Raw genomic sequence first — 22861 nt, 5'->3', positions numbered from 1 at the left:
GGCGCGCATCAAACAGTGTGCGAGGTCCTTGCGTGCGAGGAGTGCTGGCAGGCAATCGGCACGCCGGGCACACCGATTGGTCGTTGGGGTAGACCCAGCAAATCTCATATCGAACGAAGAAATACATATTTGACCCCGCGCTGGCCGTGCTCTTAGCTGCACTTGCGAAAACGGGTAAATAGTGAGTTGCGTCAGAGAGTTCGCGCCCAAAGAAAAGGCGCTTCGCACAGCTGCGAATCTGGGCTTCCGGTGTCATCCGCCTCACCTAGCCCATTACTGGAAATGGCAACGCGTTCCTCGCCGCCATGTCGAGGCTGCACGTCGTCAGCCCGACGACCTTGATCACATGCGAGGAAGTCATTGCGCATTCGCTCGCCGCACTTGAACCTTTGAGGATTTGAGATGGCCGTAGTCTCCACACTTCAACGACCTGCCTTAACACGGCCGCCTCGCCTGATGGCGACGAACATGCCGATCGATTTGCTCCGCTCCTTCATTGCAATCGTCGAAGCGGGCTCCCTGGCTCAGGCTACCGAAACCATTCTGCTGACGCAGTCAGCACTCAGCCTTCAGATGAAACGGCTGGAGGATGTGCTGCAACAAAAGCTGTTCCGACGTGACGGGCGCAAGCTTTCGCTCACTCCCGCAGGCGAGGAGTTAGTCGGACATGCGCGCCAGCTCCTGGCGCTGAACGACCGAATCGTATCGGCACTTGGTCAGGATTTCGATCCGGAGCCGATCACACTCGGCTTGGTGCAGGACTTTGCCGACACGATCCTTACGGATGTCCTGAGCCGCTTCCATTTCGGGCATCCGCGCGCGCGCATCATCATCCGTGTCGGTGGATCGGTCGAGTTGCTCGACATGTTCGATCGGTCCCGTCTCGACCTCGTCCTCTGCCTCGGCCAGCATGGCGATCGTGTCGGATCGAGCCTGAAAACGGTCGGCCATGACCGGATGGTCTGGCTCGGCCAACCCGATAGCGCCGATTTGGAAGAGCTTCCGCTCGTACTCCTGGAATCTCCGTGCCGTTTTCGCGACACGGCATTGCATACGCTTGGCGAAAGCAAGCGCGCCTATCGAATTGTTTTGGAAACGCCCAATCTGCCCGCTCTGGGCGCAGGAGTGCGCGGCGGCCTCGGCGTGAGCTGCCGGACGCGGCGGTTCGCGACCTCTGAAGGCTTGCCTCTGCTACCGGCAGGCGTGCTACCGCCACTGCCGGAAGTCGAAACAGTGCTCGTGCGTCGCAACGGACTTTCCGATACCGCACATGATCTGGCCGAGTTGCTCGAGCAGGCCGCCGCCGATTGATGAGTTTTCACAAGATTTCCATTGAGACTAATTCCTTGGTCTCTCTGTCACGACTGAAGGCATACTGCTCTCCGACGTCGAATAAGCGGGTTACGCGGAAAGTTCCCAGTAACCGATATTGACTTGCAGGACGGACGGTATGTCATCTGATCAGCATCGAAATATTGCCTTTTCTCTGAACTCGCGTTTCCAAGAACTCGACTCTGAGCGCCGGCGGACATGGACGCCAGACGCTTTGGCCGTCTACGATAATCAGCGCGCAGAGCTTGTGCGCGAGCATAGCAAGCACCCGTTCGTCGGCTTAGGCGACACCCTCCCCGACGTGACACTGGTCCGCACGGACGGAAAACCGATCTCTCTCGATGCTGTCGCGACCGCCGGCCCGGCCGTCTTGATTTTCTTCCGCTTCGCGGGATGCCCAGCCTGCAACATCGCACTTCCTTATTATCGTGACACGCTGTGGCCCGCCCTCTCGGCAGCGCGAGTCCCGCTCATCGGCATTTCCCCGCAGCCGATTACGCTGCTGCACGAGATCGTAAAGCGGCATCAGCTTCCTTTCCCGATCGCCTCCGACGAGAACCTTGGTCTCTCGCGCGCTCTGGGTATCACCTATGTCTTCAATGATGCATCCCGTAAGTCGTCTGAGGCGAACGGCGGCACGAGTCAGGCGCTGAACGGAACATCATCCTGGGAGTTGCCCAAACCGGCCGTCATCATCATCGATCAGCACCGCGTCGTCCGTTTCGCCGATATCTCGCCAGACTGGATCATCAGAACCGAGACGCCGGCGATCCTCGACGCGCTGCGCTTGTCGGGGAAGAAGGCAAGCCAGGGAGCTTATTCTGAGCCAGTCTGAAATTGGAAGAAGCCAACTTATGCGCGAAAGCGCATGGAACATTCCAATAGCGATGAGAGCCGAGGAGACATGTTGAGATGGATAGGGCGTGAAATTTCGATGACCAACAGTCGTCATAGAACGCTGATGGCAAGATTGACGTCTACCCAAGCCACTGGTTGGGGGCAGATCAATGCCTAGAGCTTCGCAAGCCTATTCTATTCCTGCGCCGCCACCGCAGGAGCATGACACAACATTCTTCGCCGACACGCTTGTTCGAATGTCTTCGAGCAAGCCGCCCTATTTGTTTATTTCGGCAGGTATGGGGGCATACTTTGTCGTGCTGGCCGTACTCCTGACCGTCGATTTCAGCCCCGCGCCGATGACCCTCGAGGCGCCGGTCGAGATGGCGTTCGAGCAGAGCGAAGAGCAAGCACCGCAACCTGAGACCCCGCCGGAGCCGCCGCCCGTTCCGGAGCAACACCCTGAACCGCCGCCGCCGGTAGCCGAGAAGCCTCCTGAGCCTGCACCCGAACCGCCGCCGCCAGTTCCTGAAGAAGCAGCGGAAGCTTTGCCGGTGCAGCCGCCCCCACCACCGCCGCCGCCTGCGCTAGAGAAGCCTCCTGAACCGAAGCCAGAACCGGTGAAAGAGAAGCCCGCGCCAAAACGGTCAGCTGAAAAGCCGAAAGGAAAGCCCAGCGCGACGCGCACCGCGGGAGCCGTTCCGAGCGATTATGCCAACAAGGTCTTTCAGCGCATCAATCGGATCGCGTCCAACACCTTTCCACGTGGTGCTCTGACGCAAAAATCGGTGCGGGTCGGGTATGTCATCGTCATCGGCGCGTCAGGCCAACTCATTTCGAAGTCAATTTCGCCGTCGGGCGTTGCCGCCGTTGACCATGCCGTCGCGCAAGCTCTCGCCCAATCGGCTCCCTTTCCGCCACCGCCCAATCTCGGAGCAAGCTCCTATCGGATTGCCGGCGGCATCGTCTACCGCGTCCGGTGATCTCTTGAACACCAACATTAGTTGAGAGGAACAATGTCTGATCCTGCCCTTTCGAGTCCGGGTACCGGCGTCCCGGTTCACATAGCCACTCCGGTGGAGCTCTTCAATCAAGCGGACATTATCGTAAAAGTCGTGATGGCGCTGCTGATCCTTGCGTCTGCATGGAGTTGGGGAGTCATTGTTGCGAAGTCCCTGCGGCTCACTCTGGTCGACAGAAGGGCCAACCGCCTTCTCAAAAGTTTGAGGCACGGCATTCAGACGTCAGAGCTTTCGGAAGCGTTTTTGAAAGTGAAGGCAGACGATCCGCTGCGATACGTCTACCAGGCCATGGTGGAAGAGAACACGCGATCAGCGGAGCTGCGATACAGCTCGGGTCAGCAGGAAAGTTTGTTGGAGCGTATCCACCGGGTCGCGCAACTTTCGTCTACCAGCGCGCTCGATAATTTGCGAGCCGGCCTGCAGTCGTTGGCGAGCATCGGTTCGGTCGCGCCGTTCGTCGGGCTTTTCGGCACCGTTTGGGGCATCATGAATAGCTTCCAGGGCATCGCCGCGACGAACAACACAAGTCTCTCCGTCGTTGCGCCGGGCATCGCGGAAGCACTTTTTGCGACGGCCCTCGGTCTCGTCGCGGCCATTCCGGCGGTGCTCTTCTACAATAACATCAGCGGCCGGATCAGCCGCTACGGCAAGCGCCTGACGAACCTCGTCGGCATTTACGAGGTCGAACTATCGCGGCAACTTTCGAAAGGTGAAGTCCATGGCCGTCGCGCTGCGTAAGCATGACGAAGATTTCGACGACCCGCCGATGAGCGACATCAACGTGACGCCGCTGGTCGACGTCATGCTAGTTCTTCTTATCGTCTTCATGGTCGCCGCCCCTTTGATGACGAGTGGCATTCCCGTCGATCTGCCCAAGACGCAGGCGAAACCGCTCAACGATCAAAAACCGCCCATAGCGGTCTCGCTCGATGCCGCAGGCAAGTACTTCGTCGGCTCGACTGAAGTTCAGCCGGATCAATTGCTTGCTGTCCTGTTGAACCAAGCCGAGAACGGGCTCGATCAGCGCATCCACGTCCGTGCAGACAAGGACCTTCCATATCGAGTCATTCTCGAGGTGATGGGTAAGATCACCTCCGCGGGGTTCACCAAGGTGGCGCTGGTATCAAATCCACCGCCAGGCGCACAGCTTCCTTTGCCAGCGCCAGCGGCGGCTCAACCCCCGGGACCCGGCACAACGGCGGCTTCGGCTCCGACAACGCCGGTTGACACGGCACAACCTGCCTCGCCGACACCGGCTCCCCCGACGCCAGCGATAGCAGCACCGGCCGTCGCGCCTGCGCAAGGATCGCAGAGCGTAGCCCCTGCGGTTGCACCGCCGACGACTTCCGAAGTAGGTCCTGCTGTGAACCCGCAATAAGGGACGATGAGCAATGGTGGAGCAGCACGACGATTTGGCAAGCTCGTTCGTCGGAACGTAAATATTATGCCTAATCGTGTGAGGTGCAGTCGACATTCGATATTTTAGCCAACTCTGCAATTACTCTCCCGTCGTCATTCACAACCCGCGTCCTTCTTGTTCCAGCCTCCGGCCTTCAAGATATCCGTGGTTCCAGATCGAGCAATTAGCAAGCGTAATTCCTCGTCCGATGACTTTGACCTGACACTTCCGCCGGCCTCGCCTTCGATAATCCAGGCGTGATCAAGTCAGCGATCTCGTGGCCGCTATTTTTGAAGCGCTCGACGAAGGAACACCGGTCTTGGGCACGGGAACGCCTTGAGCACGTTGCGGTCGCGAGCCTACACTTGATGCCTCGATCATTATTAGCGGATATTGCCCAGGCGCCGTCGCCTCAGAACAGGGCACCGACTCTTTTTCGGGATCGGTTCTCGGCCCAGTTCAGAAATTGCGACACGCTGTCGACCTGATCGTCGTTGCGGCCGATTGGAAAGGCCAGCAGCTCATTTCGGAAGGCATCAAGCCATCGGGCGTTTCGTGGAATAAATACAGCTCCCGCCTCAATGATTGCCGACTGAGCTACGACGCGATCTGCCTTCGATCCTTCCGGACGCAACCCTATCCATCGAATGCCATGGCCCTCAGAGCGCAATTGCTGAATCAGGCCGAGTCCAACGCCTGCCTCTTCGAGCAGGACCGTGTTGACCGCAAAAGCGCGCGCGTGGTTCACGACCTTGCGCTTCAGATCGGGAAACTCCATCCGCACACGCAGCACGTCCTGAAGAAAATATTTGCCATTCTGAATAAGCCAGGTTGTGCAGACCGACCAATCCGATGCTTCACCGGACGTCGTCGCCAAGTCCCAGCTCTGCACAATTCGATCGTTGGCCGCCCGCGAGGGCAGAGAATCACAGACTTGAAACCAGCGCCATTTGAGGAGGTTGCCTTCGGCGGGGACCGGTGCCTGCTGGTATTGCGCTGAAAACTGGAAAGACGACATTGAGGCCCGAAGCTGCTTCAGAACTTTCAATGGCTCGCGTTCCGGATGCAGGGGTTCTCCTTCTCGACGTCCCACCATCCGCCCGTCCGACAACACATAGCTCTCATCCTCCTCAGCGATTGCCGAAAGACGAAGATGCTCCCAATGTTCCTTTTCCATGACATGGGCCACGAGATCATCAACGTGCACGCGTTGCATAATGAGGATGATCACGTCATCCTTTTTGTTGTCGAGCCGTGAGTAGAGAGTGGAATCGTACCACTGCTTGACGGAGTGACGGCGCGGCTCCGATTGCGCGTCCTGTGGCTTAATCGGATCATCGATAATGATGAAGTTGCCGCCACGCCCCGTGAGCGTACCGCCCACAGACGTTGACAACCGATAGCCGCCGGCGACGGTTTCGAACTCGCTTTCGGCCTGCTTGTGAGGATTGAGACCGCCGGCAACAAATGCCCGCCGGTACCACGGCGCCATCATGACCGTCCGGCAATCGCCTGCCAACTTGCTCGAAAGATCCTGAGAATAGCTCGCGCAAATAAAACGCAGAGCGGGGTTCTTTCCCAGCGCCCACGCCGGGAAGGCAACGGACGCGGAGATAGATTTTAGATTTCGTGGCGGCAGCGTGATGATCAGGCGCTTAATTTCGCGACGATAGGCGCGCATTAGCCGATCCGCGATAAGGTCATATGCCAATTCGGTGTGAATGGCTGACTGCCATCGACCGTCGCGAAAGCTTTGGCGATGAAGGAGGCCAAATCCTGCCGCAGTATGGCGTCGAAAATTTCTCCGTTGTTCAGCGAAGCCATTACTCTTCCTGTCCGGATCGGCGCCTAAACGCTTCGATGATCGCTTGGTCCAACGCATCGAGTTCGTTAGGCTGCAGTGCTGCGCGTTCGTTGCGATCACTGCAGTGGCCAAGGATCAGCTGAACGGACCTCACGTCTCCCTTCAGCGCCTTTGCACATAATGCCTTGATCATGGCTAGTTGTTTGCTGAGCTTTCGCGTTCGGCCTCCCTCCGTGACGGTAATGAGCTGTCGTAGCTCCTTCTCAAGTTCAGCCTTAAACCCTGGAGCACCTTTCGGTCGTCCTTTGGGATTGCCTGACTGACCGGGCTTGAAACGCGAATGTTTGGGTGGCTTGCCGTACCCGACACGATATTTGCTCTTCTTCAAGATCGGGACGACCTTCTTTTCCTCATGCTGTTCGAACGGCCGCCCGCTTGGATCTCGGAGAACGGGCGGCTCGTGACGGCGTCGGTCGCTTGTTGCCCGGTCAATTTTTGCCAACGCAGGACCGTGACGTCGACATACCGCGGTTCCAATTCAATGACTCGTGCTCGTCTGCCGACTTTTTCAGCGGCCATCAGTGTCGTGCCAGCACCACCAAAACCGTCGAGCACGATATCGCCGCGGTTACTGGCATCTTGGATTGCGTCAGCCACCAACAACACCGGCTTCACCGTCGGATGATCAGACAGATCGTTGTCTCTGCCCTTCCGCCACGTGTTGACGCCGGCGTATTCCCAGACGTTTGAACGGTAACGTCCAAAACGCCCAAGTTCGATGTTGTTCGTGTGGCTAGCGCGCCCCAATTTGTAGACGAAGACAAGCTCGTGCTTCGATCGATAGAACGAGCCCATTCCTCCATTCGTTTTATTCCAAACACAGAGGTTCTTGAGTTCCGCGTAGACACGCTTTCCTGCATCCGTGAGTTCGCCGAGATGCCGCCAATCCATGCACACATAATGGAGTGACCCATCGCTGCTTACCGACGCAAGATTGCCCAAGGCGACTTCCAAAAACTCGGTGAATTCTTTGGGGCTCATTTCTCCGCTGGCGACGGCGAACTCCTTGTGACGCTGCCGGCCGAGGCCCGACACATGACCATCAATCGGCACGTTATAGGGCGGATCGGTGAAAACCATTCTTGCTCGATCGCCGTCCATCAAACGCGCGACTACATCTCGATCGCGGACATCGCCGCAAATGATGCGATGCTCGCCGAGGCACCACAGCGTTCCGACGCGCGTAATAGCTTCCTCAGCCGATGGAACCTTTGGTAGCTCATCCATGACATCTGGAGGGTCGGGCTGTCGTTGGATCGCCAAATCAATCTCGGCATGGTCGAAGCCCGTCACCGACACATCAAAATCGCTGTCAATCGTGACGAGATCTGCCAATTCAATCGCGAGAACGTCTTTGTCCCAGCCGGACAGCTCCGCGAGCCGGTTGTCTGCAATCGCATAGGCGCGCAACTCTGCCTCGGTCAGGTGGTCGAGGCAGATCACCGGCACTGTCGCCAAGCCTAATTTGCGAGCGGCCTCAACCCGCCCGTGCCCGGCGACAATGCGGTCTTCGGCATCGATGAGTACGGGATTGACGAAACCGAAGGCATCAATGCTGTCAGCGATCTGACGGATTTGCTTCGCCGAATGCGTCCGCGCATTTCGATGCGCGGCCTTCAACGCCCGGAGAGTCCGCAGCTCAATCCTTGGATGTTCGAATGCAGTCGCCCGGATTTTGTCTCGAGAAGTTCGCGCCATATATCCCCAGCGCGAAGTTCTCGCGCGCCCCGTGTATCGTCAATGAGTGATGCGCAAACGCAACTAAGACCGGGATGGCGAACTCTTCCAAACGCTCCGGCGAACAACGTCACTCTGTAGTAAGCTTCCAGCTGGCCGAAATGTTCTCGGCCATTTTTTTGAATTTTGGATATCCCACCGGATTAGGTACGCATTTGCGCGTCAACCTGTTCCAAAGACGAATTGCTCTGATGCTGGTCGTGAATTCCCTGCTAGCTCCAGTAGGGAATTTTTTTCAGAAATGCCCGTGGATCAGCGGTTATTGAATGCAGTTCCAACTATCCGGAGGCCGCTTTATGCGGAATTCCCTGTAAATCAGCCCATATCAGGGAATTTCCTGGAGAGACGGGTTCGCCGCAGACTGCCAGCACAGCCAATAAAATCAGCAACTTACCGAATTGAGATCCACCCCACTTTCTCCTAGTGCCTCATCACTGCCTCGGAAACGATGAGCTCGCACGTTCCCACGCGCTCCGTCTCGCGCGGGCCCTTCCGACTATCGGCCGGGTGCGCGCGGTACGCACGGCGCGAGCCTTCGGCGTGGTGTGGATAGACGCAAAGCGCCGTGCCCGACGCGCTATACTCTGGACATATGTTTGAGGGCCCCGAGCACCACGACCTGTCGCGACAAACCGCGACCAGTACACCGTCACAATCGAGGACGCCCTCATCCGTTACGAACACGCGGGCCACCCACGCACACTCCGCAGCATCCAGCGCTATTGCATGAAAGGTGATCTCGACTGCCTCCGGCAGGAAACGACCTTCGGCACGCGGTACATGATCACTCCGGAATCGATTGCCCGCCACATCTCTCAGATTGAAGAATTGACCAGTGCGACAGGACGCGCCAAGTCGCGACCGGTCGCGACAAGAATTGCCACCCGAAACTCCTGCACAAAGAGAAACAACTGAAATCGGAGCTCCGACGGGCGACGACAGACAACGACAAGGGGCGACAGACCATGGTTCGCAGGCCACCACGATTGCTGCTCACGCAAGCGACGATCGCTACATCACGCGTCTTGAGGGCGAGGTTGAGTTCTTGAGAGACCAAGTGAAGCAGAAGGATACACAGATTGGCGAGCTCACTGAACGAGCCCGCGAGACAAACTTTCTCATCAAGGGCCTCCAAGACCTCGTGTTACGCCTCAACCCCGGATCGCCGCAACACCAGGACGAAGGCACCAATCGAGGATAGTAGCGAAGCGTGCCACCGGCTCTGTTGATAACGCCATTGCGCGAGCGCTAAGGGGTATAATGGGGGGGGCGCTATGGAGCACATCAGCAGCCGCCTCACAGAGCTCAAACGCAACATCGAGATCATCGGCGCCGATCCCGCGACGCGCTATGGCTTCACCCAGGTTCCGAACTTCGTACTAACGAACAAGGAGCTCTCTGTGGGTGCCAAGCTCGCGTACGCCATGCTGCTCAAGTACGCGTGGAGCGATGACGCGTGCTTTCCAGGCCAACAAAAGCTCGCGATCGATATGGGAGCAGGGGAGAGGAGCATCCGAACTTACCTTAAAGAGCTCGAGGCCGCCGGCTTCCTCGAAGTCGAGCAGCGGGGCTTAGGACAAACGAACCTCTACAAGCTCCACATCACCCTCAAGAAAGGGACGGGAAAATGAGCTGCCACACCAGACCGGCAACGGTGGCCACACCAGACCGGCAGAAATTGCCGCTCTAGAGCGGCCAATTCTTCCGGTCTCTCCTTATAAGAATACCCAGTATGAAAAGACCCATATTAAAAACACCCAGTATGGGGACCCGTCTTTTTAAAATGGATACGAAATGCAAAATCCATCAATGAAGGCAGCGACGGTTGTGTTGCATTTCAAGGGTGACATTCACCCCCCAGCCGATCCAAGTAAAGCAGCTGACTTGACAGAACGCATTTTGCGTGTCGCAAAAAAGTTATTGTGCGACGCATTACGCAACGCTCACCCGCACTCGTCAATAACCCCCATTTTCTAAGGCTGAATTGCATTTCAAGCTGCAATTCTCAGATATCGAACACGTCGCGATACGCGGTATCGAACGCGTCCGATATCTTTTTGCCCCTACAAGCGCCCCTACGCGCGTTTGTAGGCCCGGCGAGAGGCCTCGCGAAGCGCAAGAGACTGCAAATGCGCGCATTTCCCCCCACCCCCTTTGTCGGGCTGCCGCCCGACCTCGTGCCGCCATTCCGTCGAGTGTGTGTAAGCTTGCGCAACACCACACTAACGACGGAACTGGCGGCACTCGCCCGCGTTTGGTGGTGCTCTTCCGTGCGGTCAAACAGAGCGCTCATTTTCGCGCACGTGGAGCGCCGATCGCGGGCTCGGCTGACGGCACGAGGTCGGCCGGCACCGCCGAACGCCCCCTCGACTGCGGGGCATCGGACGCGCGGTGCGTCACGTTAGGCGTTGTGGGGCGCCTATCTCTGCGCCGCCTCTTCCACGTCAGCAAAGACAACTGACGGCTATGACATCCTGGGTCGCGTCTCGGTGGCAACGACGACAATCGCTGGCATCAGCTACCCGGTTACTAGTACATATGATCTGCAGGGAAACACGACTGAAATTAAATATCCGAGCGGTTCGCGCGCCGATTACAGTTTCGGATCGGGTGGTCTTATCAATGGGGTGACCTCGACTGCAGCGAACGGCGCGACGAGCTCAATCGCGTCATTTATCGACTACGCACCGAACGGCAAAATCAGCTCGATCGTTTATCCCTCCGGTATCATCACTTCCTACACATACGACGCTGCCAATCTCTATCGGCTCTCGCGTCTCCTCACCGCGACCAGCTCGACGGTCCAAATCCAGGTGCCTGTAAGCAAACCGGTCTATGATCTCGCAGTCGGCGGTGGTGGAGGCGGTGCCTCTTCAAATAGCCCCTTTGCAGGAAGAGGCGGCGGCGGCGGCGGTCAAGTCGCTTCATCTACAAATTACGTTTCTCCACAAGCCTATGCCATCACAGCTGGCGCCGGTGGTGCGGGTGGCACCGGTGGAAACGATGGCGCTGCTGGATCAAGCAGCAGCTTTGCCACGTCGACCGCTAGAGGCGGGGCGCAGGGCACATCTTCCGGCGGCGCGAGCGGTAACTCGAATGCCGGTGGAAGCCAGAGCGGCACGTCGCCGTATCTTACAGGCGGAGGCGGAAACGGGGGAACGGGCTCGAACGGCGGCACTAATAACGGTGGGAACGGCGGCTCAGGCACGCTCTCATCGTTATCTGGGTCGAGCACTGCGTATGCGGGTGGTGGAGGCGGTGGTTGTTCTGCTTCTGGCTCATGCACGGCTTCAGGACTCGGTCAGGCGGGCGGCGGAAACGGCGGCTCAATAGGTGGGAATGCCACGGCGAATTCTGGAAGCGGCGGTGGCGGTGGCTCTGGCGGCGGTATCGCATCGGGCGGAAACGGCGGCTCAGGCATTGTCATTATTCGCTACCCGACGGGTTCCGTCGTCGCGACCGGCGGTACTATTTCTACGACCACCTCGGATACAATTCATACGTTTACTTCGAGCGGAACTTTCACGGTCACACAAACAGGGACCACGACCGCTACTACGACGCTCGTCTATCCCCTCTTGGATCTGAACTATTCCTACGATTCCGTCGGCAACATCACGAGCATCACTGACAACGGATCGACAACGCCCCCTCGCAGCGCTGCCTATACCTACGACAACCTCGATCGCCTCTTAACAGCATCCACAACGGCTTCGTCGACTTCACCTTACTCGCTCACCTATGCGTACGATGCGCTCGGTAACATCACGAGCGTCGTAGGTGCTACGACGACGAGTTACGGCTACGCGCAGACGCGATACGCGAATCCTGACGCGCCGACTTCCGTCGGCGGCGTCTCCTACACTTACGACAACAACGGCAATGTCACGTCGCAAGGCACGACAAACTACGCCTACGATTACCTCAACCGCATGAATCAGTCGATTGTCGGCGGTGCTACCACGACCTACGGCTACGACGCCTCCGGTGCCCGCATGTTCCAGCAGACCGGCACCGCCATCATCCATTATCCGAGCCGCTACTTCTCGCGCATGCTCGTGGGCACGACGACCGCGACGAGCACCGATTATGTGTTCCTCGGCGATCTCTTGCTCGCGACTATCGACACGCCCCCTTCCCTCTTCGCGACCGCGATCCCGGCAGTTGTGGGTACGACCACCAAATACTCGACAGCGACCACCGGCACCACCACACGGCAATGGCTCATCGCGACATCAACCGCTTCGAATACGATTCTTGTCCTCACCGCCAATATCCAGCAGGCGACGGCGGGCATCGGCTCGATCGCGAGCGCCTACCTCATCACTGGCTCCGGCACGACCTCGCTCACCTTCGCGACGACCACGCGCCAGTCCACCGCCCGCACCGAGGTCTGGTATCTGATCAATCCTTCGTCGGCATCTTCGACGATCACCGTAACCTCGTCGGCACAACGACCGAGTTCAAGCTCGCCGCTACGCTCCTTTCCGGCATCTCGCAGACAAATCCAATCGACGTCATGTCATGCAAACTTGGGTCAACCGGCAATCCCGCCGTTACTGCCACCACGACCGTTACGAGCGACCTCATCGTGACGGCGCTCACGCGCCTAGCTTCCACAGACGCCACGACAAGCCGCACTGCGCTCTACAAGCTCCGAAACGGCATCCTGGGCGCCGGCAGCTACACGCTCGCCACAAGCTCGACGGCCTACACCGACACCTACACCGGGAGCGCAAGCGCGAACTGGTCCATGATAGCGGTCGCCTTTAAGGCGGCGACCACGACGCTATCCCCGACTGTTTCCTATGTGCATGCTGATCAACTCGGGTCGACGGCGATTGTCACGAATGCGAGCGGCACGCCGGCGCAGACGCTCGACTACTATCCCTACGGTGCGGCGCGCGTGAACTCTGGCACACCGATCGAGAGCCGGCAGTACATCGGCCAATTCGCCGACAGCCCGACATCACTCTCCTACCTCAATGCCCGCTACTACGATCCGGCGCGTGGGCAGTTCACGAGCGAAGATCCAGTGTTCTGGGAAATTGGGCTGACGAAGGATGGGAAGCACGCGTTAGAGAATCCGCAGAGCTTGAACAGCTATGCATATGGCAATGACAATCCGATAGTCGGCAAAGACCCAACTGGGCGGAGTACGCTCGAAGGAAGCGCAAGTATGGGCACATGGTACGCGGGCGCGACGGTGGGTGCCGATATCTCTACTGATCCTTGGGCCGTACAGTTTTACCTAGGCCCTACACTTGGACCTTCAATTGGAGGCCAGATACAAGCGGCATGGGACCCTGCTGGCTCTCTCGACCCATCCGGATTCTATACGGAACCTTCTGCTTCCGCTGCCTTCGGCATTGTACTGGGTGCGTAGGACCTGAGTGCCGACGTGGTTGTGGAGAATGTCAATACGCACGTGATATTTGGATTCTATGGCAGCGGTGAGGTCATTTTCGTTAGTCATCTTAAAGAGCCCGATTTAAAGAGCCCAATCCACTTTTCGAGTGGATCAGGCTCCAAGGGCTAAATACAGAACGATTGAAGCAAATGCTGAGTATCAGCTTATGCGCTATGTATAGGCCACGCTGACGCCACCATCGATAACAATTCCCGACCCCGTCATATAGCTCGACTCATCGCTGGCCAGGAACAGCGCGAGGTTCGCGATATCAATGGGCTGCCCAAGCCTTCGCAACGGAATGATATGAACGCGAGCCTGAATATCCTCTTCTGTGACAACTTCAAACAGCATTGGAGTTGCCACCTCACCCGGATGAATTGAATTGACGCGTATATTCAGCGGCGCTAGTTCCGCCGCAGCATTTCGCGTCAAGCCTTCGACCGCACCTTTACTGGGGCCGTACGCGTTCAAGCCGTCAGTATTCATATGATTCGCAATTGACCCGATGTTGACTATAGAGCCACCGCCGCCTTTCTTCATTGACTCGGAAACGGTTTTGATGCCGACAAATTGACTCCAAGCATTCACATTCATCGTGATGCTCCATTCGTCAAACGTCACGTCTGAGTAGTGCTTGGTTCTCAGAATGCCAGCATTGTTCACGAGGACCGTAATCGGACCAAATGCACTTTCAGCGGCCAAAACAACTTGTTTCCAGTCCGTCTCGCTTGTCACATCGTGCTTTAGCCCAATCGTGCTATTTGGATATTTCTTGCGTATTTCCTGAACTACAGATTCAAGCAGATCAAAATTGACATCAGTCGCAACTACCTTTGCGCCTTCCTTCGCAAAAAGCTCAGCTTCAGCGGCACCCTGTCCGCGAGCGGCCCCCGTAACAACAGCAACTTTGCCTTCAAGCCTCATCTGCATGTTCCTTTCTTGACCACTTTCTGCACAGACGCTGCTGCGAACAACGCACGAGCGGAACGTGCCAGCCGATTGTTGCTCAACGAGCACTACGCAGTCGGTTTAAATTATCGCGGTACAAACATGGAGGAACTGGCACCTCCCTATCTCGGGTCTACGGATCCCGGTTCGTGACATAAAATTTGCGGATGGTTTCTGACACCTTCCATGTGGCTGTTTCGTTCTCGTCTAGAACGAACAAGTCGCCGGGATTCAGGTGAAATGTTCTGCCACCTGGCTGCACCGTTACCTCCGCCCTGCCTTCGAGGACCACTACGGTTTCAGGGCCAGACACACCGGTCAGAGTTCCAGGAGTCATTTGCCATATCCCGTGCGTCTGGCCACCTCTCCGCCAGATGGGAAGCAGGCTGATCGAACCAGCGCTCGACTGAAGAGAGGCTTGATTTTCAAGATTGGCTGCGCGGACGGCAACGTGCCGAAGAGCAACAAGTGAACTCATGGTGTCTTACGAGCGATATTCATCGTCATCTCCCTTTGATGAAGTTGGGCGCGACCGAGCGGCCGATGAGAGTTTCGCTGCGGTGTTCGATCGGCTAGGTACCAGGATTTGCATCGCTGGCGATCCTCTTGAAGTCGGGACGGGTGGTGTTCCAGATCGCCTCGAGCTTTTCCTCGCGCGCCAAGCTGCCGACGACGATGATGGCTGCCCGCATGGCGTCTGGGCTGTGATGTTGGTGCGGCCGATAGCGAGGGTGGCCCTCACGACCGGCCGCAGATCTCGGAAGGAGCGCTCTCAGCGGCAGCAGAGCAGGCCGCCGTCGACGACGATCTCTGCTCCCGAGACGTACGAGGCCTCATCCGACGCAAGGAACAGCACCGCCGCCGAGACCTCACTCGGGTCGGCGAACCGACGCAGGGGGATCTGCCCGTGAATCGCCTCAGCGGACCCCGCGGGCAGTCCGCGCATCTCCTGTTCGAGCATCGGAGTGGAGATGTATCCGGGGTGCACGCTGTTACACCGAATTCCCTCGGGCCCATAGGTCGCGGCCATTGATTTGGTCATCAGAGTGACTGCGCCCTTCGAGGCCATATAGGCGAAGTAGCCCGCGGCCCCGATTAGACCAAAGATCGAGGAGATGTTAATGATCGAAGGTGAGCGCCCGAGCCGCACCAGCGGCATCAGTGCCCGCGTGCCACGGAAGATGCCGGTCTGATTGATCGCGATCGTTCGTTCCCACTCTTCGTCGGTGGCCTCCTCGGGCGAGGAGAGGCTGAGAACGCCGGCATTATGGATCAGCACGTCCAGTCGCCCTTTCTCGTTGGTGATGAGCGATGCAACAGCGCGCCAGCTGGTCTCGTCCGTGACGTCGAGTTCAACGAAGCGGACGTCGAGCTGGCGCGCGGCGAGTTCCGCGGCGAGTTGTTTACCCCGTTCCACGTCGCGGTCGGCTAGGTAGACCGTCCCGCCTTCCTCGGAGAGACGAGTGACGTGGGCGGCGCCCATGCCGCTGGCGCCACCCGAGACGAGTATGATCTTGCCCGCGACCCGGCCAGCCCTTACGTTTTGTTTTTTCCGGGGTTGGCTCACGCGTTGCACTCCCTGCCATCGAGGTGGGCCAGGAGCGGCGCGACTTTCGTTCCGAGAAGCTCGAAGTTACGGCGGTAGATCTCCGGGTTGTCCACGTACTCGTGGCCGAAAGAGATCAGGGTTCCGAAACCGCCGACCTCACGGTACAGGGTCTCGATCTTCTGCGCGACGGTCTCTGGCGAACCGACGATGTGGAAGTTTTCGGCCATCCACTCCGCCGACAAATCCTCTTCGGCGATCGCATCACCGGAGATGTATTTGCCGATCCCCAGCTTGATAAACGTCGGGATGTTGTAGTTCCCCCAGAGGTCGCCCATTGAGCCGTTGAGGTAGCCGACGCGGGCCTCGGCATCGGTGTCGGCGACGAACACGTCGCGACAGATACGCCACTCGGAGCGGCACGGCGTGTAGCCCTCGCTCTTGGCAGCCTCGGCGAAGGTCGCCCAGTGCTCGCGCAGGACGCCTGCGTGCACCTGCTGGCTCATCGGCGAGTAGCCACGCTGGCCAGCCACCGACAGCGTCGGCGACTTCGGCTGCATCCCTGTCATGATGACCGGAATTTTTTCCTGCTTGGGGGTCAAGTGCGGGCCGTGAATGTCCTCGCAGTATGCGGGCATATCGACGGTCCAGTACGTGCGCTCGATGCGATACGGTCCCTTACGGTTCCAGACCGCGTCAATGATGTCGAGAGCCTCGACCATCATCTGTGGATTGTTCTTCCCGGTGTTGAATAGTTGCGCGTCACTGGGGAACGCTCCGGGCGCGAAGCCGGCGATGTAGCGGCCGCCGGTCATGTGGTCGATCCACATCATCCGATGCGCAAGGGCGATCGGATTGTGGTAGGCGAGCAGGTGCGCTGCCGCACCGAGCTTGATCTTCTGCGTGACCTGAGATGCCGCTGCGATCATGGCTTCAGGTGAGGGACTGGGCTCACCGCCCAAGGTGAAATGCTCGGCGAAGTAGGCCTCGTCGAGGCCGTACGCATCCGCCCACTTGGTGATCTGAAGGTCCCATTCGATCACGTCTCGAACGGTCCTGCTGCCGTGCGCGTATCCCCTGGAGTAGGGGATGTTGAAGATTCCAAACTGCATGGGGGCTTTCCCTCCTTCTTGTCTCGACTCCCTCTGCCAACCAAAAAGTTGGACAGATGTTGAAAATAGGTCCGTCGTTCGTTCACTGTCAAGGGGCGTCGATCGCGAAGCGAGGTCGTAACAAGCGCGCTTGTTGCCTTGTTGAATCGCAAGCGCCTTCTGACGGCTGTGGTCAGGTGACCTCTTTAACTTCCGCAGCACAATCTCGCGCTCGATGCGCTCGGACGACTGGCCAAAGTGCATGCGCTTCAACCGCGATAGCTCGAGCTCTTTGGCTTTCAGCGTCTTGGCAACGAACGTCGATTTCGCAACGGCAAGCTTGTCGTCGCACGCGATCAGCGCCTGCGAGGTTTCAATGTCGCCGGGAAGATCGGCAGCCGTCCGCAAGCCGCTGACCTAAATTGCTTCGGGTTCATCCAGCGAGCGTCGACTGTGGAGCCCGCCAATCGATGTCTTCCAGCAACATCGACAAACTATGCCGGCGTCAGCGTCATCGATCCTTCTTTCGTAATCAGCCAACGAAGCGGCCCTTTCCAACCGCTTCGCGAACAGGCAGAAGCCCTGGCCGTCCCAGTCGAGGATCATGACGAGATCGCCGAACTTGCCGTGGAACACGAACAGGTGCCTGGCGAACGAGTCCTGATTCAGTGTTGCCATTCAGTGTGTCCGGCGCCAGGAACCGAGAGGTCGTTTGAGCCCGTTCTCATGTCGGTCGGCCCCATCGCCAAATAGGACGTACACCGCCCGCCGACATTGCAATCACGACGAGCCGCCGTCCAGCGCAGACGATGCTCACGTTGAATCCACCTATTGACGGCGTGATATGCGGCGACCTACATTCGCCAAATCTTCAACAAGTGTCCAAGTTTCGGGCGCCCACTCAGGGACTGCAGTGCCCGCAGCTAAATCCGGACCGAGGGAGGGTTACCCAATGACCAGCATCATACCGAACACCACAGTCACGGAGCGGTCGAACGCCGGTTCGACGCGGTTCAAACGTTCGATCGGCCTAGTCTCGAACTTCGCCCTGGGCTTCACCTATCTCTCGCCAGGAGCGGGCGTCTTGTCGATTTTCGCGGTCGGTCTCGCGATCGCTGGTCCACCGTCGATCTGGTGGTTCTTCATCGTCGCCGCGGGGCAACTCCTCGTCGCCCTCGTCTTCGGCGAGATCGTCTCGCAATACCCAATCACAGGCGGCATCTACCCATGGGCGCGCCGTCTGTGGGACCGCAAGTTCGCCTGGCTGGCCGCTTGGATCTACATGTGGTCCCTGGCTGTCACTACGACAGCGGTTGTCCAGTTCGCTGTCCCATTCCTCGGCCAGCTGTTCAGAATCGACCATGCCGGCAGCCTGCGGACACTCCTGATCGCTCAGGGCCTGTGCCTATTCGCATTCGCGCTCAATAGCATGGGCACCAAAACACTCGCGATGGTGGCCAAGATCGGGTTCATCTGTGAGCTTGTCGGCGTACTGGCACTCGGCCTTTACCTCCTGGCATTCGAACGTCACCACCCCTTCAGCGTGCTCTTCGATAGCATGGGTGTCGCAAAGGAAGGTTCCTACCTCGCCGCGTTCTTGCTGGCGGCATTGGTCGGCCTTTGGCAGTTCTACGGATTCGAAGCGTGTGGAGACGTCGCCGAAGAAGTCGAGGAGCCGGAACGCAAGATTCCGGTGGCGATGATCATGACCATCGTCGTCGGCCTGATCGGCGCCGTGGTGTCCTATGCGGGCTTCATCCTCGCAGCACCGAACCTTCAACAGATCGTCAACGGCGAGGTCACAGATCCCATTCCTGCCATCGTCGAAGCCAGCACCGGTCGACTTGGGATCGAGTTGTTCCTCATCGTCGCTGCCACGATCTTCCTCTCCGCGGCGCTCTCCCAGCAGGCAGCGTTGAGCCGGCTGCTTTACAGCTTCGCTCGCGACAACATGGTCCCCGGCTCACGCTGGCTCTCGCGCCTGCACGAGGAGGTCGCCGGCGGCGGAGCCGTCCCGCGCAACGCCATGATCGTCGCTTGCAGCGTTCCGATGGTGATCAACAGCTGGCTCTACTTCAAGCCCGATAGCGTGGTCCAGGTGACCTCGTTCGCCGTCATCGGCATCTACGTGTGCTTCCAGATGGTCGTCCTCGCAGCGCTGCGGCAGCGGTTCAAGGGCTGGTCCCCCGCTGGACCGTGGACGCTGGGATGGGCGGGCGGAATTGTCAACGTACTCGCGCTCGTCTACGGCATCATCGCGATGGTGCTCCTCGCGTGGCCGGGAAATGCTAGCCTGAACTTCGTTGACCGTTGGATCGTACTCATCGGACTAGCCGTTGTCACCGGGTCCGGCGTTCTCTACATGGTCATCGCTCAGCCGTACGGACACTCAAGCGGAGCGGAGGGCGACGCAATCGAGGTCGCCGAGCGACTGCGCAAGGAACGCTTCGCTCGCTCGTGATCTGATCGCGGTGCAGTCAAGGTTGACGTTATGGCGTGACCGGTCCGGGGTGAATAGGTAGCCGGCCGATCACGTCATACCGTATAGCACTTGCCCGGCGACCCCGCGTTTTCACCTCACGCACCGACAAATCCGACGCGGACCCCTGTCCGCGTCGGCTCAGCCTCTACCGGCGCCCGGAGATTCTCACGTCGTCCTTCGTGGCTCGCGTCGCCGCCTTGCGTGCAGCAGGGCGACGCGCGACCGAGCTCTTCGCCCGCCCGTGTTCCAGAACCGCGCGCAACAGGCGCTTGATCTCGCGGTCAGCGGGCACCGACAGGGTGAGTAGCGACTGGACCGCCATGCCATCCCAGATCGCTTCGATCTCGTTCGCCGTCTGTGCAGTGCAGAACTTCTTGAGGGCCTTCTTCGATTCTCCCGACCAGTGCATGACCAGCCGCCGGTAACGCTCGTCGCGCACACCCTGGGCGTACAGCTCGTACATCAAGGTGGAGAGTTGCTGGTCGGTCCGGAGAGCATCGAGGAGAACCAAAATGGCATCCAGCAGCTCTTCCTCCTTGGTCACAGCGTCGAGCGTGTGCGAGTACTTCTCCACCATCAGCTCGACGTAGTGCGCGAAGGCCGTGAGGATCAGGTCGTCGAGATCTTCGTAATAGTAGTGGGTGCTGCCCAACGCTTGACCGGCCTCCGCGACGACCTTGCGGTGGGTTACGCTCTTGACGCCATCGCGCGCGACGACACGCAGCGTCGCTTCGAGCAGTGAACGCTCCGCATCACTACCGCGCTTGCTGTGCGCGCGCTTCGTTCGAGGCAACTCTGACTCCTCAACCTCAGACCCCAATTCTGCATCTCCCTCTCTATTGACGATGAACCGCTACGGCGGGCCACAGTACAATATTGCAGGACAATCCGGGAGGGGCGGCGGCAATCTGGATGAGATCCTTATGTCGCGGTCATCGACAAACCATCATGGTGGATCGCCCGCGTAGGAATGTCTGGCCGAAAGCGATGCCTCAGGGATCGACCGACACGAAGCTGGAACGCCAAAAGATCAAAGGTCTAACTGTCGGCTCTTCGCTGACCGCGGCTTCCTTTACCGCACCGACCAGGAGCACGTGATCGCCTTCGAGGTGCGTCCGCAACACGCTGCACTCAATCCATCCGAGCGAGCCCGGAAAGACCGGAGAGCCGTCCGTACCCTTCCTCGAGTAGTTGATGCCATCGAACTTGTTGACCCCGCGGGCACTTTTGGCGAAGTGGAGGGCGAGCTCGGAGTGAGTGTCGTCGAGCAAGTTGACACAGAATCGCCCTGCCCGTTGAATCCGGGGCAGCGTTGCCGATGTCCTGGCAACAGAGATTAGTACCAGCCTCGGGACCATCGACAAGGACATGAAGGACTGGATTGTCAGCCCGAAGGGGCCGTCTTCGTCTTCTCCGGTTACAATTACTACACCGGTGGGGAACGACCCCACGGCTGTCTTGAAGTCCTGTTCGGAGACATCTGGCCAGTTCGCTTCACGCAATACGCCGAGCGCCCGGTCATCATAGCTTGCCAACGCCGTCATCTCAGACCCCAACTCATGCTGCGGCGATCCAATTGTAATTTGGACATTTGTTGAAATTATAGTGACGGCAGGCTCCTACGTCAATGGTCGTTGCCGGCCTCGTTCGGCCAACCGGTGCGGCTGTGAGATGTCCTTGGCAATGACTTTAGCGCCGCGTTCTGTGAGTAAGCGGGTGATCGCGAGCCTAAAGCTTAGCGTGCCGAACGTGCTGCCCTGCACAGGTGTCCGATTTGGCTGCTACGCCACGTCGAACATGCTCAGCCTGGTGCCTCAGCACGAGTATTTCCGGCAATTTCTCCGGGTGGACATGAACTGATCGAGCTTGGACAGTCCTGACGCGCCGCCTCAGCGTGATTCAGCTTTAAGCGCGCAAGCCAATTGGGCGACTCTGCTAACGGTAACGTTCAAGAGAGAGATCCTTCGTCTCGATCTCCGACTTGCTGCCGCCGATCAGGTCTGCCAGCACGCGGCCGGACCCGCATGCCATCGTCCAGCCGAGCGTTCCATGGCCGGTATTGAGGAAGAGGTTCGCGTAGCGGGTAGCGCCGATCACCGGCGTGCCGTCCGGAGTCATTGGACGCAGACCGGTCCAGAACGTACTCGCCGCCTGGTCGCCGGCACCGCCGAAGAGGTCCTCGACGGAGTGGCGCAGCGTTGCACGCCGCGCGTCCGGAAGGTCACGATTGAAGCCCGCGATCTCTGCCATGCCGCCGACCCGGATGCGGTCGCCAAGGCGCGTGATTGCGATCTTGTATGTTTCGTCCATCACGGTCGAGACCGGCGCGCGGGTCTCGTCGACAATCGGCAGCGTGATCGAGTACCCCTTCACGGGGTAGACCGGTAGCTGCAGGCCGAGGGACCGCAACAGGGCCGGCGTGTAGCTGCCGAGCGCGGCGACGAAGACGTCGGCTTCCAGGACATCTGTGGACGTTTCGACAGCGGCGATGCGTCTGCCGTCGGCACGCAGGCGCCGGATCTCGAGGCCGAAGCGGAATGCGACGCCGAGTTCGCGGCACATTCTTTCCAGCTCGCTCGTGAACTTGAAGCAGTCGCCCGTCTCGTCGTGCGGTATGCGCAGGCCGCCGGTGATCTTGTGCTGCACGGGTGCGAGCCCTGGCTCGACGGTGGCGCAGCCGGCCGGGTCCAAGAGCTCGAACGACACGCCGCTCCGGCGAAGCACGTCGATGTCCTTCCCGGCGCTGTCGAGCTGCTTCTGTGTGCGAAAGACCTGCAGGGTCCCGAGAGACCGCTGATCGTAGGCAATGCCTGTCTCATGACGCAGCGCGATCAGGCAATCGCGACTGTACCCGGCAAGGCGCACCATCCTCGCCTTGTTCACGCCATAGCGGGCAGCCGAGCAGTTCTGCAGCATGCCGGCCATCCAGCGCCAAGCACCCGGAACCGCTGTCGGACGAATAACGAGCGGCGCGTGCCTCATGAACAGCCATCGGACCGCCTTCATCCGAAGGCCCGGCGCGGCCCAGGGCGCGGCGTAGCCCGGCGAGATCTCGCCCGCGTTGGCAAAGCTGGTCTCGAGGGCCGAACCCGATTGGCGGTCGAGCACGGTCACATGATGACCGGCCTTGGCGAGGTAGTAGGCAGACGTCACGCCGATGACGCCTGCGCCGAGAATGACGATTTTCATG

At 59.0% G+C, this 22861-nt stretch carries 22 protein-coding genes; 10 read left to right on the top strand and 12 right to left on the bottom strand.

Annotated features, from left to right (window positions below; translation table 11 throughout):
* Positions 1–468: 468 nt before the first annotated feature.
* The 5 genes from K2Q04_RS01780 (at position 469) to K2Q04_RS22155 (ending at position 4569) form a co-directional block, all read left to right on the top strand.
* Positions 469–1311 carry a LysR substrate-binding domain-containing protein gene (locus K2Q04_RS01780; protein WP_291158446.1) on the top strand — a complete coding sequence of 281 codons (843 nt, stop codon included), beginning with the start codon at positions 469–471 and terminating at the stop codon, positions 1309–1311.
* A 139-nt stretch (positions 1312–1450) separates the two neighbouring features.
* The gene (locus K2Q04_RS01775) at positions 1451–2167 is read left to right on the top strand and encodes a peroxiredoxin-like family protein (protein ID WP_291158443.1); all 717 of its coding nucleotides are present in this window, start codon (positions 1451–1453) and stop codon (positions 2165–2167) included.
* A 172-nt stretch (positions 2168–2339) separates the two neighbouring features.
* Positions 2340–3152: a TonB C-terminal domain-containing protein gene (locus K2Q04_RS01770; RefSeq protein ID WP_291158440.1), complete on the top strand. Its 813-nt coding sequence runs from the start codon at positions 2340–2342 to the stop codon at positions 3150–3152.
* Positions 3153–3185: 33 nt separating this feature from the next.
* Entirely contained in the window at positions 3186–3929 is a 744-nt protein-coding gene (locus K2Q04_RS01765) for a MotA/TolQ/ExbB proton channel family protein (protein WP_291158438.1), read from the top strand.
* Positions 3910–4569: an ExbD/TolR family protein gene (locus K2Q04_RS22155; RefSeq protein WP_366935731.1), complete on the top strand. Its 660-nt coding sequence runs from the start codon at positions 3910–3912 to the stop codon at positions 4567–4569. Before K2Q04_RS01765 ends, K2Q04_RS22155 begins: the two co-directional genes overlap by 20 nt.
* Before the next feature lie 433 nt (positions 4570–5002).
* Here the strand turns inward: K2Q04_RS22155 and terL are convergent, their stop codons facing one another.
* The 4 genes from terL to K2Q04_RS01740 all read right to left on the bottom strand — a co-directional run bounded on the left by terL (position 5003) and on the right by K2Q04_RS01740 (position 8074).
* Positions 5003–5974 carry a phage terminase large subunit gene (gene terL, locus K2Q04_RS01755; RefSeq protein ID WP_291158437.1) on the bottom strand — a complete coding sequence of 324 codons (972 nt, stop codon included), beginning with the start codon at positions 5972–5974 and terminating at the stop codon, positions 5003–5005.
* Positions 5975–6270: 296 nt separating this feature from the next.
* Positions 6271–6414 carry a hypothetical protein gene (locus K2Q04_RS01750; protein WP_291158435.1) on the bottom strand — a complete coding sequence of 48 codons (144 nt, stop codon included), beginning with the start codon at positions 6412–6414 and terminating at the stop codon, positions 6271–6273.
* A complete protein-coding gene (locus K2Q04_RS01745) occupies positions 6414–6782 on the bottom strand; it encodes a DUF5681 domain-containing protein (protein ID WP_291158432.1) in 369 nt (122 codons plus the stop codon). Before K2Q04_RS01745 ends, K2Q04_RS01750 begins: the two co-directional genes overlap by 1 nt.
* Positions 6779–8074: a DNA methyltransferase gene (locus K2Q04_RS01740; protein ID WP_291158429.1), complete on the bottom strand. Its 1296-nt coding sequence runs from the start codon at positions 8072–8074 to the stop codon at positions 6779–6781. Before K2Q04_RS01740 ends, K2Q04_RS01745 begins: the two co-directional genes overlap by 4 nt.
* Before the next feature lie 152 nt (positions 8075–8226).
* Here K2Q04_RS01740 and K2Q04_RS01735 point away from each other — a divergent pair, with 152 nt between their 5' ends.
* The 4 genes from K2Q04_RS01735 to K2Q04_RS01720 all read left to right on the top strand — a co-directional run bounded on the left by K2Q04_RS01735 (position 8227) and on the right by K2Q04_RS01720 (position 13577).
* Positions 8227–8457 carry a hypothetical protein gene (locus K2Q04_RS01735; protein WP_291158427.1) on the top strand — a complete coding sequence of 77 codons (231 nt, stop codon included), beginning with the start codon at positions 8227–8229 and terminating at the stop codon, positions 8455–8457.
* A gap of 1008 nt (positions 8458–9465) precedes the next feature.
* Positions 9466–9822 carry a helix-turn-helix domain-containing protein gene (locus K2Q04_RS01730; protein WP_291158424.1) on the top strand — a complete coding sequence of 119 codons (357 nt, stop codon included), beginning with the start codon at positions 9466–9468 and terminating at the stop codon, positions 9820–9822.
* An 858-nt stretch (positions 9823–10680) separates the two neighbouring features.
* Entirely contained in the window at positions 10681–12786 is a 2106-nt protein-coding gene (locus tag K2Q04_RS01725; protein ID WP_291158421.1) for a glycine-rich domain-containing protein, read from the top strand.
* Positions 12711–13577 carry an RHS repeat-associated core domain-containing protein gene (locus tag K2Q04_RS01720; protein WP_291158418.1) on the top strand — a complete coding sequence of 289 codons (867 nt, stop codon included), beginning with the start codon at positions 12711–12713 and terminating at the stop codon, positions 13575–13577. The genes K2Q04_RS01725 and K2Q04_RS01720 overlap by 76 nt, the downstream gene beginning before the upstream one ends.
* 195 nt (positions 13578–13772) lie before the next feature.
* Here the strand turns inward: K2Q04_RS01720 and K2Q04_RS01715 are convergent, their stop codons facing one another.
* From K2Q04_RS01715 to tnpB, 5 genes are all read right to left on the bottom strand, one after another.
* Entirely contained in the window at positions 13773–14534 is a 762-nt protein-coding gene (locus K2Q04_RS01715) for a glucose 1-dehydrogenase (RefSeq protein ID WP_291158415.1), read from the bottom strand.
* Between the two features lie 151 nt (positions 14535–14685).
* Positions 14686–15030, bottom strand: a complete 345-nt coding sequence (locus tag K2Q04_RS22150) for a cupin domain-containing protein (RefSeq protein WP_366935730.1) — start codon at positions 15028–15030, stop codon at positions 14686–14688.
* A gap of 294 nt (positions 15031–15324) precedes the next feature.
* Entirely contained in the window at positions 15325–16119 is a 795-nt protein-coding gene (locus tag K2Q04_RS01710) for a glucose 1-dehydrogenase (protein WP_291158412.1), read from the bottom strand.
* Positions 16116–17210 (bottom strand): LLM class flavin-dependent oxidoreductase, encoded by a 1095-nt coding sequence (locus K2Q04_RS01705; protein ID WP_291158409.1) that lies wholly within the window; start codon positions 17208–17210, stop codon positions 16116–16118. Before K2Q04_RS01705 ends, K2Q04_RS01710 begins: the two co-directional genes overlap by 4 nt.
* Positions 17211–17606: 396 nt before the next feature.
* On the bottom strand, positions 17607–17867 hold the full coding sequence (gene tnpB / locus K2Q04_RS01700) for an IS66 family insertion sequence element accessory protein TnpB (RefSeq protein WP_291158406.1): 261 nt from the start codon (positions 17865–17867) through the stop codon (positions 17607–17609).
* A 274-nt stretch (positions 17868–18141) separates the two neighbouring features.
* Between tnpB and K2Q04_RS01695 the strand changes: the two genes are divergently transcribed.
* The gene (locus K2Q04_RS01695) at positions 18142–19650 is read left to right on the top strand and encodes an APC family permease (RefSeq protein WP_291158403.1); all 1509 of its coding nucleotides are present in this window, start codon (positions 18142–18144) and stop codon (positions 19648–19650) included.
* Positions 19651–19816: 166 nt separating this feature from the next.
* Here the strand turns inward: K2Q04_RS01695 and K2Q04_RS01690 are convergent, their stop codons facing one another.
* From K2Q04_RS01690 to K2Q04_RS01680, 3 genes are all read right to left on the bottom strand, one after another.
* The gene (locus K2Q04_RS01690) at positions 19817–20491 is read right to left on the bottom strand and encodes a hypothetical protein (protein WP_291158400.1); all 675 of its coding nucleotides are present in this window, start codon (positions 20489–20491) and stop codon (positions 19817–19819) included.
* A 172-nt stretch (positions 20492–20663) separates the two neighbouring features.
* Positions 20664–21215 (bottom strand): flavin reductase family protein, encoded by a 552-nt coding sequence (locus K2Q04_RS01685; RefSeq protein ID WP_291158397.1) that lies wholly within the window; start codon positions 21213–21215, stop codon positions 20664–20666.
* 391 nt (positions 21216–21606) lie between these two features.
* Positions 21607–22860 (bottom strand): D-amino acid dehydrogenase, encoded by a 1254-nt coding sequence (locus K2Q04_RS01680; protein WP_291158394.1) that lies wholly within the window; start codon positions 22858–22860, stop codon positions 21607–21609.
* Position 22861: the final 1 nt, after the last annotated feature.

This window comes from Hyphomicrobium sp. (genome assembly GCF_019753045.1).
GTDB lineage: Bacteria > Pseudomonadota > Alphaproteobacteria > Rhizobiales > Hyphomicrobiaceae > Hyphomicrobium_B.
The sequence above is the reverse complement of the archived record's forward strand: the minus strand, read 5'-3'. Positions and strand labels throughout refer to the sequence as shown.